Below are 14,720 nucleotides of genomic sequence, written 5' to 3'. Positions count from 1 at the left end.
TTTTGGCAATCAGGAGGAAACGACATGCAGAGCACGGTGACACCAGAGGGGGATTTTTGCTTCAGCGCCATGGCTGGCGAGTTCCCTGGGGCGCCATCAGTGGATGCGCTTTGGCACTTGCTGGCACAAGGGCAGATCGCGCCTCTGAATTCGATGCTGCCACGCTGGGAGCTGGATAAAGCGTCGATCTATTCAGCCACGGTCGGGGAAAAAAACCGCACCTACCTGGACAGTGCCTATTGCCTGTCTGATAGCGCAGCGACCCCTTCACGGTATGAAGGAAGGCAGGTCGCCATTGGCCGGAAAGTGCTGCAGGCACTCCTTGCCCAATTGACTGCACAAGGTTCGGTGTTGATCAGGGAGCGCACGGCGTTGGTCGTCGCGACGTCCTGGAGTGACGAGAGTTTTTTCCTTGCCCCCACATCGACTGAGGCCCGTGTGCCACAGGGCTATGCGCCCGGCGAACAAGTGGCGGAGTTGGCGTTGGCGCTGGGGCTGGGAGGGCCGGCGTTGTCCGTCGATACCGCCTGCAGTTCGTTCCCCTACGCGCTCAACATGGCCCAGGCCCTGGTCAACAGCGGGCAAGCGGATAACGCTATCGTGATGGCGTTGAACACGGTACTGCCGCTTCCACTTTTCCTGGGGTTTTCCCAGTTGACGGCGTTTTCACCCAGGGCCCGGATGCAGGCGTTCGGTCGCGACGCGGACGGTATTGTGCCGGGTGAGTGCGCGGTGGCTTTCCTGGTCGAGCCGGTATCCCAAGCCCTGCAGGCGCAGCGCCGCCCCCTGGGCATACTGCGCGCATTGGGGCTGTCGGCCGATGGCGCAGAGGGGTCAGTGTTTGCACCCGGCAAACAGGCCCAATATACGGCCTACCAACGCGCCTATCTCGGCCTGGACCCCGGCGCGGTGGACTATATCGAGACCCATGGTACGGGCACCCCGCTGGGTGATGCGACAGAACTCGACTCGCTGAACAGTTTCTTCGGTGCCTATCGGACCGAGGGTAAAAAATTACCCATAGGCTCGATCAAATCTGTCATTGGGCATCCCTTGGCGGCCGCAGGAGGTGCTTCGCTCGCCAAGACGTTGATGATACTGGCTCAAAAAACCATTCCACCCCAGCCCGACTACTCGCCAAGCGCCAAGGTCGATGAATCCTGTCTGCAACTTGCGAGCGGGCAGGGACAGCCCTTGGCTGATCGCCAGTCGGCGATTCGCATCGGCATCTCCAGCTTTGGTTTTGGCGGTGCCAACGCGCACCTGGTGGTGGATCAATACCTGCCCGGCAACCAGCCCATGGCCTCCCGAGTCAGCCCCGGCGTGCTGCTACTGGACCTGGGCATTGTCGAGGCGGAGGCGGCGATCGGCAGCCACTTCTCGTTACACTCACTCAAGCAACAACTTGATCAGCCTGAGGCCCCCTTGGTTGGTTTTCCCCACGGGCGCTTTGTTGATTACCCGGCCACTTCGGTTCAGCCGTTGCCAGGGCGATTCCTGGCGCAGGACCACGTCATTGATATCGATGGCTTCGGCATGGGCCCCAAACTGCTGGCCAGTGTCGATCCGTTCAAACTGTTGATCACCGATCGTGTCAATCACCTACTGCGGCGCCTGCCCGGGGTAGCCGGCTCACCCGATACCGCGATGGTCATGTGCTGTAACTTGGGCGGCGCGCACTTCAGTAACGCCTATAGCCGTATTCACAACTTCTTCGGCCGGGCACAGGGCATGCCACCCGAGCAGGATGCGGCGGACGTGGCAACCAGTTTGCCGAGCATGTTGTCGGGGTACCCGGCGAAAATTTTCGACCTCAAGGGTTTTCATCAGACATTGGTCGGCACGCCTGGGGTGTTCTGGCACGCCCTGCTGGCCTCGCAACAATGGTTCAACGAAGGCATCACCACGCTGTTGCTCGGTGCGGGGCGCTTCATCAGTGCGCCAGCCGAAATCGAGCGCGTTCGGCAGTCACCGACCCTGCAGGGGGAGGGCATGGGGGTGTTCGCTTTGCGGCCCTATCGAGCGCAAACCAGTGACACACCTGTGCTGGTGATCCGCGCAGCGGTCTTGGGCCATGTCGCCACCTCCCTGGAAGCGGCGTGCGCACGTCTGGGCCGGGCGCGAAGCGATGTCCAGCATATTGAGGTGTGTGAGTTGCAGCCGGCGGCAGCCCCTGTCGGCGGTTCATGGCAAGGCATGACCGGTTGCCTGGCTGAAGCCACCGGCGTCGAAACCCTGTTGGCCGTAATGATGAGTGCTTCGGTTCACTCGGTGATCGAGGTGCGCCAGGCCGGCAAGCCGGTGATGTGGTTATTCACCGAGAAACTGCGGGAGTGGGGGATCACCGCCCCCGAATGCCCGCCAGCCATCAAGCGCCCCTTTGAATTGCGCTTCGCGCACCCGCAGCCTCAGGCGTTGCAGTCGTGCATCGGGCCTGACGGTCCTGCCAGCCCTGTGGCTGATTTGCAAAACGATGAGACAGGCGTGCTGGCACTCAGCGATCAACTGACAGAGACACTGCTCTCGGCGCTGCGTGTCAGGGTGCGTGCCATCGAAGCGCTTTGCACCCTGCGCCGTGACGCTCACGCCCGGCCTGCCGAGCACTGGCAGCGCAGCCCGGAAAACATCGTGATCAGCAATGTTCAACGCAGTGCGCAGTCACTGCACGCGCAATTGCTGGTAAATGAAGCGCACCCCTATTTTTTTGATCACCCACTGGACCATGTCCCCGGCATTTTATTGATCGAGGGGGTATTGCAGTTGACCGAACTCGCCATGCCTCCACGCAGTGGCCGGGTCGCGTATGTCAACGACCTGACGATCAAGTTCCAGCGGTACGTACAAAAACAAGGGGCAATTGACCTGCAACTGGAATACGACCAAGAACTCCAGGTATTTCGCGCGAAGGTCCGGCAAGCCGGCAAGCTCATGTGCACCTGCACCCTGGGCATTGCATACAGCTCGGCACACGAGGCGTTGCCCGCCGCCCCGTTCACTGCGACCGCCTGCCGCGACAAGGCTCTGCTGCACAAGGACAGACAAGAAAACGTTCTGGTCAGCGACATGAGCGATGTCGCTCGGGGCTTGAGCGTCGAAACCCTTCAACCGGCCAACGAGCACTTTTTCCGCAAGGGCGGCCCCAAGCATTACTCGATGGTGTATTTCCTTGAAGTTGCGCGCCAGTGCTTCATGCAGATTGCTCACACCCACCGACGCATCCCACTGGGCACCCCGATGAACCTGCTGGCCTTGAGTTTCACGCTGGATCGACCGATTCCGACGAACAGCCCGTTGCTACTGGCGCCACAAGGCAGCTTCGAGGCGCCTGAGCCGTCATTCAAAACCAACCAGGTCTGCATTGATCTGTTCAATCGGGGAGAAAAAATCGGTCAAGCCGACATTACCGCTCAATTGCTGAGTCGGGCTCACGCTGGCGCATAACAGCGCTTGCCCTCAACCCCGGCAAAGCCGTGTCTGCACGGCGTAAAACCAAAAAAGCCCTGACAGGTCAGGGCTTTTTCATTGGCTGGCGCTTAGCGCCGACGGAACAGCGGCAGCGGTTCATCCGTAGCCGCCTGGTACGTCACCGAAAAGTCCTTGAGACTTTCCAGCGCTTCATACGGGTCTTTGTCAGCGCGCAAGGCGTAGGCATCGAAGCCGCAGCGATGCAGGTAGAACAACTGGTCGCGCAGCACATCGCCAATCGCCCGCAGTTCGCCCTTGTAACCGTAGCGGTCACGCAGCAGGCGCGCGTTGGAGTAGTTGCGCCCGTCGGTGAAGGCCGGGAAATTCAGGGCGATGACCTGGAAGTGTTGCACGTCATCGCCGATTTCCTCGGCTTCTTCATCGGCGTCCAGCCACACACCCAGGCCGCCATCGCGGGCCTTGAGCGCATGACCATGCTCGCGCCACAGGGCCAGTGGCACGATCAGGTCGTCGCAGTTGGAGATGCCATCGAACGTCGCGTCCTTGGGCAACAGGTGCCAGGTTTCGTCGACGACTTCGTTGTTCTTAATGATTCGCTGCATAGACGCGCTCCTTGAACAGGTCAATGCCAATGCGCTGGTAGGTGTCGATGAAGCGCTCATCTTCGGTGCGCTGTTCGATATAAACGTCGATCAGCTTGCCGATCACCTCGGGCATGGCTTCCTGGGCGAAGGATGGGCCGAGGATCTTGCCCAGGCTCGCATCGCGGCTGGCGCTGCCACCCAGGGACACTTGGTAGAATTCTTCGCCTTTCTTGTCCACCCCGAGGATGCCGATGTGGCCGACGTGGTGGTGACCACAGGCGTTCATGCACCCGGAGATGTTCAGGTCCAGCTCGCCAATGTCGAACAGGTAGTCCAGGTCGTCGAAACGGCGCTGGATCGACTCGGCAATCGGAATTGACTTGGCGTTGGCCAGGGAGCAGAAGTCGCCACCCGGGCAGCAGATGATATCGGTCAGCAGGCCAATGTTCGGCGTGGCGAAACCGCCTTCGCGCAGCTCACCCCACAGGGTGAACAGTTGGCTCTGCTCAACGTCCGCGAGGATGATGTTCTGTTCGTGGGACGTACGCAGTTGGCCGAAGCTGTAACGCTCGGCCAGGTCAGCGACGGCGTCCAGCTGCTTGTCGGTGATATCGCCAGGTGCTACGCCAGTCGGCTTGAGCGACAGGGTCACGGCCACATAGCCCGGCTGCTTGTGCGCCAGGGTGTTGCGGGTACGCCAGCGGGCAAAGCCCGGGTGCTGCTGGTCGAGTGCGGCCAGTTCGGCGTCCTGGTTGTCCAGGGCCTTGTAGTGCGGGTCGACAAAGTGCTTGGCCACGCGATGCACTTCGGCTTCGGTCAGAGTGGTCTGGCCGCCGCGCAGGTGTTCCATCTCGGCGTCGACCTTCTGGGCAAACACCTCGGGGGTGAGGGCCTTGACCAGGATCTTGATGCGCGCCTTGTACTTGTTGTCCCGACGGCCATAGCGGTTGTACACACGCAGGATGGCGTCGAGATAGCTCAACAGGTCTTGCCAGGGCAGGAATTCATTGATGAATGCGCCCACCACCGGGGTACGCCCCAGGCCGCCGCCCACCAGGACGCGGAAGCCCAGTTCGCCGGCAGCGTTGTACACCGGCTCCAGGCCGATATCGTGGACTTCGATCGCGGCACGGTCGGAAGCCGAGCCATTGATGGCGATCTTGAATTTACGCGGCAGGTAGGCAAATTCTGGGTGGAACGTAGTCCACTGCCGAACGATCTCGCACCACGGGCGCGGGTCGATCACTTCATCGGCGGCCACGCCGGCAAACTGGTCTGTCGTCACGTTGCGCAGGCAGTTACCGCTGGTCTGAATGGCGTGCATCTGCACGGTGGCCAATTCAGCCAGGATGTCCGGCACGTCTTCCAGGGCCGGCCAGTTGAACTGCACGTTCTGGCGGGTACTGATATGGGCATAGCCCTTGTCGAAGTCACGGGCGATCTTGGCCATCATGCGCGTCTGGCGCGAAGTCAGTTGGCCGTAAGGCACGGCCACCCGCAGCATCGGCGCAAAGCGCTGGACATAAAGGCCATTTTGCAGGCGCAGAGGGCGGAACTCTTCTTCGCTCAGTTCACCTGCCAGATAGCGTCGGGTCTGATCACGGAACTGCTTGACGCGGTCCTCGATGATGCGCTGATCGTATTCGTCGTATACGTACATATAGGTCCTGTTCTCGGCAAATCTGCGCGCACGGCCGCGCACTCCCAACGGAGCCGGCGAACGATACCAGCTTGCGTTTATGCGCAAAAGTGATGTTTTAGTATATGCACATAACCAAATAGCCTAATGAGAACGGTTATTGCGATACCCACATTTGTCATGCGGGCAATCATCGACTTTACTGTGGTCGAGTCTTAATGCAATCAGCCATAAAACCGACAAGAGGCGATGCGATGAGCAATCCAACCAAAGCCCGCAAACCCGACAGCAGTGTGGATGCCTGGGCAATTCTGTTCCTGATTATCCTGGTGGTTGCCACCGCCGTGTTCTGGGTCAGCCATCAATAGGGAGCGCTGATCGCCACGCAACTGTCCTACTATCTGACAAATAGCCAAGATCAAAAGGCTCATTGCCATTATTATGATCGGTCAATTTCCAGGGTGCGGGCAGTAATGTTGAAGGTTCTCTGTGGGTGCTTGTGGTGGGTGGGGCTGACGTTCGGGACGATCGCTCATGCCACATCGGTGGTGTTTCTCAACCCCGGCCTGTCCACTGAAACCTTCTGGGTCAGCTATTCGCAATTCATGCAGGCCGCAGCCAAGGACCTCGGCCTGGATTTGCGTGTGCGCTATTCGGAGCGCAACGGGCAGAACACCTTGCAACAAGCCCGCGAAGCACTGCAAGGCCCCAGTTACCCGGATTACCTGGTGGTGGTCAATGAGCAGTACATCGCCCCGCAGATTTTGCGGATGGCCCAGGGCAGCCCGGTCAAGTTGCTGATCGTCAACAATGCCCTGACCCCGGACCAGGTGCAGTTGCTGGATGCCGGCAAATACCCCAACTGGATCGGCAGCATCACCGCCAACGACGAGGAGGGCGGCTACCTGATGCTCAAGGAGCTGCTGCGTCAGCACGGCCCGGTTCCGGCGGGCGAAACCCTCCAATTGCTGGCATTTTCCGGCGCCAAGAATACCCCCACTTCCCAGGCCCGTGAGCAGGGCCTGCGGCGGGCCTTGGGCGAACACCCGCAAGTGCATCTGCGCCAGTTGGTTTATGGCGAATGGAGCCGCCAGCGCGCCTTCGAGCAAGCAACCCTGATGTTCAAGCGCTACCCGCAGGCGACGCTGGTCTGGTCGGCCAATGATGAAATGGCCTTCGGCGCCATGCAGGCCTTGAATGGCAGCGGGCGCACGCCCGGCAAGGAGGTGTTGTTCAGCGCGATCAACAGTTCCCCCGAGGTGTTGCAGGCGCGCCTGCAAGGGCAGATCAGTGCGCTGGTGGCCGGGCATTTTACGCTCGGTGGCTGGGCCATGGTGCTGCTGCATGACGACGCCAGTGGGGTGGACATTCAACGCCATGGCGGGCGCGAGCGTCAGGTGAGGTTATTTCAGTTGATTGACAGGCCACAGGCCCAGCGCCTGCTGGACCTGCGTAACCACGAGGGCGACGGGGTGAATTTTCGCGCACTGTCGGCTCAGGGCAAGCCGGCGGCCTACCAGTACCCCTTCAGCTTGAAGATGCTGTGGAAGTAAGCGCGACTAGACCCCGGCCAGGTGCAGCACCAGCTTGACGATGGCAAAGAGAGTCAGGGCAAACACGGCGGTAAACAGGATCCCCAGCACTACAAAATGGCTGGGCTTGCCATGGGTGAAGTCCCGCGCGCGGTTTTTGCCGCTCTGCACGCCAAAAGCGGCAGCCATCACGCTGTGAAGCATCTGCCAGAAGGTCGGTGGTTTATCGTCCGGTGCGTCCATGAGTCCTCCTGCGAGGTCTGGGTGACATGATGTCTCCCAACAGGATAGCCAAGGCCGGGGGAATAGGTAGACGTAGTTACCGCTGTCGCGCCTGACCTGCGTGATGTGCTGGAGCTCCTTTTCCTGGAGCTGCATCATGCCCGACTCTCCCGTAACGCCCGTGCGCCTTGCGCCGCCAACCCCCAGTATCCATCGACAATTGTTGATCGGTGTCACCCCGCAATGGCTGATCGAGAGCACTGCCCCACGACGGGCGGCGCTCAAGCACGCCGATACGTCACTGCCGCCGGCCTATTGGCGCGCCACCCCCGAGCAACGCCAGCAGTTGCATGCCTGTTTTACCGCAAGCTTTTCCACGCAGACGGCGGTGGACAAGACCCTGTCTGCCTTGCAGGGGATCGACGCGTTTGCCAGGCCGCTGTTGGTCAATGCGCTTAAAGAGCAATATGACGTCACACTGGCCCCCCACGTCGACACCTGGTTGAGCCTCAGAAAATCCCTGCTGGTCAGTGACTTCAAGATAGCGGCGCGGACCTACGACTTCTTGAAACTGGAACTACTGCAGGCTGCGCTGCATAACTTCGAGGAATCCGAATGCGAGGAGGGGGCCTTTCACCCCTCGTCCGGTTTCCGCTGGCACGTGTCGTCTTCCGGTTCCTCACCTGACGAGCCGTTGCTGCCCGTGCGCTTGGGCAGGCTCAAGGTCCATGAGTTTGTGCAGCTGTGCCGCAGCCTGGATCTGGGCGGAAAGTACCAGGCCTATATCAGCGATTTCTTTGCCTCGGTCGAAACCACCCTGCGCCAGCAATTCATTGCCAGTCAAAAGGCGGCAATGAGGGCTGCGGCCGAGCTGGCACGCTTATGCCAGGACATTACCGAGGACGACTACACCATGATCCTGTCGGTGATCAACGGCGAGCGCGCGCCGCAGATGGATGGGCAACCGGTGTGGATCTGCGACCTTGGCCTGATGAAATTACGCATGACGGGGTGTGTGTTGTTTCTGGCCTTTGACGATGAGCATCTGGATTCGCCGATCCTCTATGTGCCCCAGGACCCGTATCACCCCCTCAAGCGCTATAAAGATCACGCACAGTTGCTGGGGACTTTGCAGCGCCGCTTCACCACGCCTGGCGCGGCCACCACCCGGGTCGAGCGGCCAACCGCGTATCAGGCCTTTTTCAGTCAGTTCGTCGAGGCCGCCGACCACCCTTATTACTTCAGGCAATTCACCCAGGATGCGCCCGATGCCACCTTGCGCGAAAAAATCGGCTCGAATTTCCCCGGCATCGGGCAACTGTATGAGCTGGTCAGCAAGCTGACGCCTTTGAGGCTGAAGAATTTCCCGCCGCTGCCTTTGGCCCCCCAGGTGCCGAACCCGGATCCGTTTTTGGCGCCCAAGGCCATGGCGTTCAAAGGCCAGGCGTTCGGCAGCCATAAAGTCGATCTGTGGACCTACCTGTATGAGCAACATCGGCACAAGTGCATCGCCGACGCGGCCAGCCGCGCCGTGCCCACCGCGCAGGTCGATGCCCGGGTGCGTAAACAGAAACTGGCCATGGTGCTCAATATCGAGATGTTTGCCCTGGGTGCTGTGGCAGGCTTCGTGCCCGTGTTGGGGGAGCTCATGCTGGCCGTGATGGTCGAGCAATTGTTGACGGGGGCGATTGAGGCAACCCAGGAGTGGAGTGCGGGCGACCGCCAGGCGGCCCGTGCGCACTTGATCGACCTGGCGCAGAACCTCGCCTTGATCGGCTTGATGGCGGCGGGTGGTTCGGCGCTGCGCCAACTCAGGCCCGAGCCGGTGATCGAAGGCCTGGTGCCGGTAACGCTGCCGGACGGCCGGAAGCGCTTATGGCGGCCCGACCTGGCGCCCTACAAGAAGCACCTCACCCTTGCGTCAGGCCGCCAGCCCAACGCCTTGGGGCAGTATGAGGTCGATGGGCAGCTCCACATCCATATGGATAACGCGTTCTACGAGAAAACCTTCGATCCGCAGATCAACAAATGGCGCATCAAACACCCGCAAGACCCCATGGCCTATCAGCCGATCCTTGAGCACAACCGGGCGGGGGCCTGGCGCCATAGTCATGAGCAGCCCTTGGCGTGGGACCGCCCGACGCTGCTGCGGCGCCTGGGGCATATCACCGACGGGTTCTCTGATGAGACTTTGGGGCTGATCGGCGATGTGAGTGGTGTCGATGACGACCTGCTGCGCCAAGTGCATATGGATGGCCTGCCGGTGCCGGCAGGACTGGCTGACACCCTGGAGCGATTCCGGGTCGATCAGGAGGTCGACGACCTGATCGGGCGGCTACGCCGTGGAGCCGGCCTGGACAGCCGCCACGAATACGCCTTGCCCCTCACGGTTGAGTTGGACGGCTGGCCGCCAGGGCGGGTATTGGAAGTGTTTGAGGAGGTAGCCTTCGTGGCGCGCGCGCAGGGCCAGACGGGGCTGGGCGAGGAGGAGGCCAGGCGTCTGCTGGGCACGCCGCAGCGCGGCGAGCAGCCTGGCGCGCCGCTGATCGATGAGTGGGAAGGCGGGCGTTGGGAACCGGCGGGGCGCTCCATTCGCTATGGCAGCCATGCCTTGGCAGATGATGAGTTGCCGACCCTGAAAATCAGCCGGGCCGATTTACAGCACGGCAAGCTCGCTCAGGTGCTGTTGAATGGCCTGAGCGAACAGGAAATCACCGGCCTGCTGGGCAGTGCGTCCAGTTGGAGGGGGCGGCCCAGGGAGCAGGTGTTCAACGAGCGCCTGGCCGATCATGCCCTGCACCGCCAGTCAGCGCTGTTCGACGCTCGGTTATCTGCCAAGGGTGACCCGGCGGTTGACCGGGGGCCATTGCAACGCCGGTTTCCCTCGCTGTCTGCGCGGGCCCGGGAGGAACTCCTGAATAGCGCCAGCCCCCAGGAACTGCGGCGCTTGCAAGACAGCGCGCGGCTGAGCGAGCGTCTGGATCACCAGGCCCGCAGCAGCCTGCACCAGGGGCGCTTGAGCCGAGCGATCAGTGGCCTGCACCGCGACCGACTCGCCAACGCCGACAGCGACCGGCTCGCCTTGCATACCCTGGAGCGCCTGCCCGGATGGCCTTCAGGCTTGCGCCTGGAGATGCGTGTAGACAGCATTCAAGGGCCCTTGGTCGACAGCATTGGCGAGGCGCACGCCGCCACGCGTCGCTACCTGATCAAACGCGGCAATCGTTTCCAGGCCCAGGATCAAGCCGGCAAGCCGCTCAATAGCGCACCGGCCCAGGGCCGTAATCTATTCCCGTCGATCGTCGATGCCTTGCCCGAAGCGGCGCGTCAAGCGCTGGCGCTGACCCCTCATGGGGCGGACTTGCAGCCGGTGTTGGCAGCCTACGCCAGGCGCCACCGCGACGTTATGGCCGATGACATCTTAAAGTTGCGCAGGCCCAGGTCCCGGCCGGCGCTGCGCCTGCCCAGCGGGCGCCTGGGATATGAGTTATCGGGGCGCGGCGGGCCTTTTGCAGCGGATGACTCTCTGATCGCCCAGGTTCGCACGGCGTATCCAAATATCAGCGACACCCAGGCGCAAGAGCTGATCTGGGCGCGCCGACGTGACGGTGAAAGCAACCCGCAAATCTGGCGGTTGTTCGCCAATCGCCAGCGAGAGTTGTTGGGGTTGCGCAACACCCTTGAGCAATGGGCGGGGGCAGATGCGCAGCGCTTGCGTTCGGTAGAGGACGTCATCGAATGCTGGCGCCAGGGCTATGACCGAGACCGCAGCGCCCATGCCACCCTGAATCTGCGCGGGGAGCACGCGCTACCGCAGATGGAGGCCGACTTTTCCCATGTGCGATCCCTGCACCTGTCAGGGGCCAGATTGCTCGCCCAACAAGCCAGCGATTTATTTCGGTCATTTCCCAATGTGCAGTATCTGGAGCTCTACGTGCGCCCCAACAATCTTGGCCAGGTGGCTGAACGGCTGGCGAGCGTGCCCGGCATCACCCGGCTGTCGCTCACCGGGCCATTGCTGACCTATTCGCCTGAAGTGCTGCTGGCGCTCAATCGCATGACTGCGCTTGAACGATTGTCCCTGGCCGGCAACCTGGAAACCCTGGATATCCAAGGCCTGACGGCGTTGCGCCGCCTAACCGTGTCCGGAACCCTGGAAACCTGGCCCCAAGGGCTCCTGGCACTTGAGCACCTGGAGTTTCTCGACCTTGCCCAGACCCAGTTGCGTTCGGTGCCGGCCGAGATGCTGGTCGGGCATCAACGGTTGTGGCGCGGGTTGCAAATGAATTGGGCGGCGTATGAGCCTGAAGACTTCATGCGGGTTTTTGAGTACCTGCATGACAATCCGGCCCATCTGGTCGATGAGCAGCGACTGGTGCAGGCCTACTGCGAAGGGGCCTTGGCTCGCTTGCGACGCGCGGACCCGACATTCGCCGAAAGGGTGTTGCTCAGCTTCAGAACGCAGGGGCTGACGGCCCGCCAACGTCTGGAGAGTGTCAACGCGGTGCAGGCGCAATACCGTAGATTGGTCGATGAGCTGGAGCAATGGTCGGATCGCGATTCAAGCACTGGCCGGGTCGAGTTGGATCGTCAGCTAGCCTCTGAAAAACTCCTGGATTGCTGGCGCGAAGGCCTGGAGCAACGCCTGGTAGCAGAGGCTGAGCCACTTCCTGCCGGGGCGGCGGTGTTGGACCTGTCAGGCGCCAACCTGATTGATTTACCGCGGGTGCCGGCCAACGGGTTTGCCCATGTGCGCAGCTTGATCCTGGAGGATATCGGCGTTTCCCTTGAAGGCATCAATGCCTGGCTCGACCAGTTTCCCCAGGTCGAAACATTGAGCCTGGCCCGCAACAACCTGACCGAGCCGCCTGCGGTACTGCTTACCCATTCGTCCCTGCGCCACCTCGACCTGTCTCACAATTGGCTGGTGATCAACCCGGCGATCCAGGCGCGTTTGAGCAGGTTGACCGGCCTTTTATCATTGCGCCTGCAGTACAACCCGATCAGCCGCCTGGATGTCAGCGGCTTCCACGACTTGCGTACGTTGGACCTGAGTCACAGCGCAATCAGCGAATGGCCCCAGGGTGTGCTTGAGTTGTCGTCGTTGCAATGCCTGGATCTGAGCCACAGCGCCGTAACGGCAATCCCCGAAGCGGCGCTGAGCGGGCATGATAGTTTGCTTTCCAACACCCATCTGCGCGGTTGTCGCCTCAGCGTGACGGCGCGTACCGATGCGCGGACGTTTGCGCGACGCTACGCGATTGAACACCCATCCGTTGCCCTGGAAAACCCGTTGGGCATACCCCGTGAGTTGCTTGCCCAAGGCCTGACCGGGGGGGAGCCTGAGTATTTTCCCGAGAATGTCTTGCGCCGCCCCGACTTGCTCGTGGCACTCCCCACGGCACTTGCCTCGGCTGCACTGGCTCCCGCAGCCCGCATACAACGCCTGGTCCCGGCGCTGGACGAGTTGCAGGCGGTGGCACGGCTAGCCGAGCTGCAAGCCAGCGGCCTCGACTCCGGGCAGATCCAGGCACGCCTCGATGAGTGGGAAGGGCAGTACAGCCAGTGGGTGCAACTGCTCAATGAATGGATAGATGTCCATGGCTACCTTGATGGCGGTTGGGTCAGTGTATTGGATCGTCGTCGCGCAGCGGACCGTGTGCTGGAAAGCTGGCGTCACACCCTACGTGCCACGCCCGGCCTGCCTGAAGTGAATAGCGCCAGCCTGCTGGATTTGTCCGGCCTGCTGTTGGGCGACCTGCCGAAGTTGCCCAAGTATTTCGCTCACGTCACCGAACTGAACCTGAGTCGCGTCAGGCTCACGGCCCAGGGTTCCAACGAGTTCCTGCGGGCCTTCAGCCACGTGCGTACGTTGACCCTCAGTGACAACGGCCTGCGAGCCTTGCCCGATGCCCTCGCAGAGTTTCACGGGTTGAGACGCTTGGACCTCAGCAGAAATGAACTACAAAACGCCTCCCAGCTTCAGGGGCACCTGGTGCGCCTGCAGGCGCTGGAATGGCTGAACCTGGGCGAGAATGTGTTGAGCGAATTGGACCTCGGTGGCCTGTCCAGGCTCGAAACGTTGTACCTGCATACCAACCTGTTGGACGAGTGGCCCATGACAGTGCTTGAGCTTGGGCGCCTGCGCACCCTGGACCTGCACGACAACTGGATCGAGACCCTGCCAGATACAGCCTTTGAGCCGCAACACCGCGCCTTGATGTCGGGGACTGACCTCTCGGGAAACCGCCTTGAGCAGGAAAGCTGTGAGCGTTTGCAGGGGTATCTGGCGCAGACCGGCAATGGCTTGGGGTTTTCCGCCGAGCAGCTTGAGGAAATGATCCAGGGATACCGGGAGCGCGATGAGCGGGGGGCTTTTGACTCCCCTGACTACTCGCTGGATCATCCGGATATCGAAACGCCGCAAATCCAGAAGGCGCGCTGGTTTGCTGATGTCCTGCCCGATTCGCCAAGGCACCGGATCTGGGACGACCTCAACGCACAGCCGGGGAGCCACGATTTCTTCTTCACCCTGTCGCAACTGCGCAATACCGAGGACTTCCTTGAGGCGCCAGGCGATCTGACCCAGCGCGTATGGGCGGTGTTGGAGGCCATTGGCGGCAACCCGGCCATGCGTCGGGACGTGTTCGCCCGGGCGACGGCGTTGATGCCCGAGGTGACCTGTGGGGATGGCAGAATCCTGATGTTCAACGCGTTTGAAACCCGCGTTCAGGAGTTCGCTGCGTTGAGATTGGCCGAGGCTGGTCAGGATGGCGCCGCCCTGTTGAAGTTCGCCCGTGGCATGCTTCGCCTGGAGGCGGTTGAAGGCATCGCCGAGGACATCATCAAGGCCCATGAGGATATTGACCCGGCGGAAATTCGTTTAGCCCTGCGCATTGGCCTTGCCGAGCGCCTGGACCTGCCCCGGCAGCCCTCTGGCATGCTGTATAGCGAGTTATCGGAAGTGACCCAGGCCGACCTCGACCGGGCATACGCCACTGTCCTGGAGGGCGAGAGCACGCCGGGCTTTGAAGAAAAGCTGGTGGGCCTTGAGTATTGGCGCAATTACCTGAAGAAAAAGTACGCCACGGATTTTGCGACCCTGGCGCGCGAGCTGGAACACCAGACCGATCGCCTGGATGAGCGCTACCCCGAGAGCGGTGCCGACTACTTGCGTGAATACGCGGCATTGGGTGCCTGGATCAAGGAGCAGCGCAGGGCGCTGGCGATCCGCCTGACCCGGCAGGAACGGGCCGAGCTGAAGCTATAAGGCTGCCAGCGGTGTGCCAGGCACCCGAACAGAGTGCCTGGCAATCG

General features: G+C 61.5%; 6 protein-coding genes. 3 read left to right on the top strand and 3 right to left on the bottom strand.

Features of this window, described 5'->3' with window-relative positions; genetic code table 11:
• Positions 1–24: 24 nt before the first annotated feature.
• Positions 25–3,441, top strand: a complete 3,417-nt coding sequence (locus K1X80_RS15130; protein WP_220172256.1) for a beta-ketoacyl synthase N-terminal-like domain-containing protein — start codon at positions 25–27, stop codon at positions 3,439–3,441.
• Positions 3,442–3,533: 92 nt separating this feature from the next.
• On the opposite strand, the gene K1X80_RS15125 is transcribed toward K1X80_RS15130, so the two are convergent.
• Together K1X80_RS15125 and K1X80_RS15120 are read right to left on the bottom strand one after the other, a co-directional pair.
• Positions 3,534–4,028: a DUF934 domain-containing protein gene (locus tag K1X80_RS15125; protein WP_029291397.1), complete on the bottom strand. Its 495-nt coding sequence runs from the start codon at positions 4,026–4,028 to the stop codon at positions 3,534–3,536.
• Positions 4,012–5,670, bottom strand: coding sequence for a nitrite/sulfite reductase (locus K1X80_RS15120; protein WP_057959405.1), 1,659 nt, complete (start codon positions 5,668–5,670; stop codon positions 4,012–4,014). Before K1X80_RS15120 ends, K1X80_RS15125 begins: the two co-directional genes overlap by 17 nt.
• A 452-nt stretch (positions 5,671–6,122) precedes the next feature.
• Between K1X80_RS15120 and K1X80_RS15115 the strand changes: the two genes are divergently transcribed.
• Positions 6,123–7,202, top strand: coding sequence for an ABC transporter substrate-binding protein (locus tag K1X80_RS15115; protein ID WP_186625144.1), 1,080 nt, complete (start codon positions 6,123–6,125; stop codon positions 7,200–7,202).
• 6 nt (positions 7,203–7,208) lie between these two features.
• Here the strand turns inward: K1X80_RS15115 and K1X80_RS15110 are convergent, their stop codons facing one another.
• Positions 7,209–7,424 carry a DUF2970 domain-containing protein gene (locus K1X80_RS15110; protein WP_057959407.1) on the bottom strand — a complete coding sequence of 72 codons (216 nt, stop codon included), beginning with the start codon at positions 7,422–7,424 and terminating at the stop codon, positions 7,209–7,211.
• Between the two features lie 136 nt (positions 7,425–7,560).
• Here K1X80_RS15110 and K1X80_RS15105 point away from each other — a divergent pair, with 136 nt between their 5' ends.
• On the top strand, positions 7,561–14,673 hold the full coding sequence (locus tag K1X80_RS15105) for an NEL-type E3 ubiquitin ligase domain-containing protein (protein WP_220172255.1): 7,113 nt from the start codon (positions 7,561–7,563) through the stop codon (positions 14,671–14,673).
• Positions 14,674–14,720: the final 47 nt, after the last annotated feature.

This window comes from Pseudomonas sp. So3.2b (genome assembly GCF_019464415.1).
GTDB lineage: Bacteria > Pseudomonadota > Gammaproteobacteria > Pseudomonadales > Pseudomonadaceae > Aquipseudomonas > Aquipseudomonas shahriarae.
This window is presented reverse-complemented; position numbering and strand designations above follow the sequence as displayed.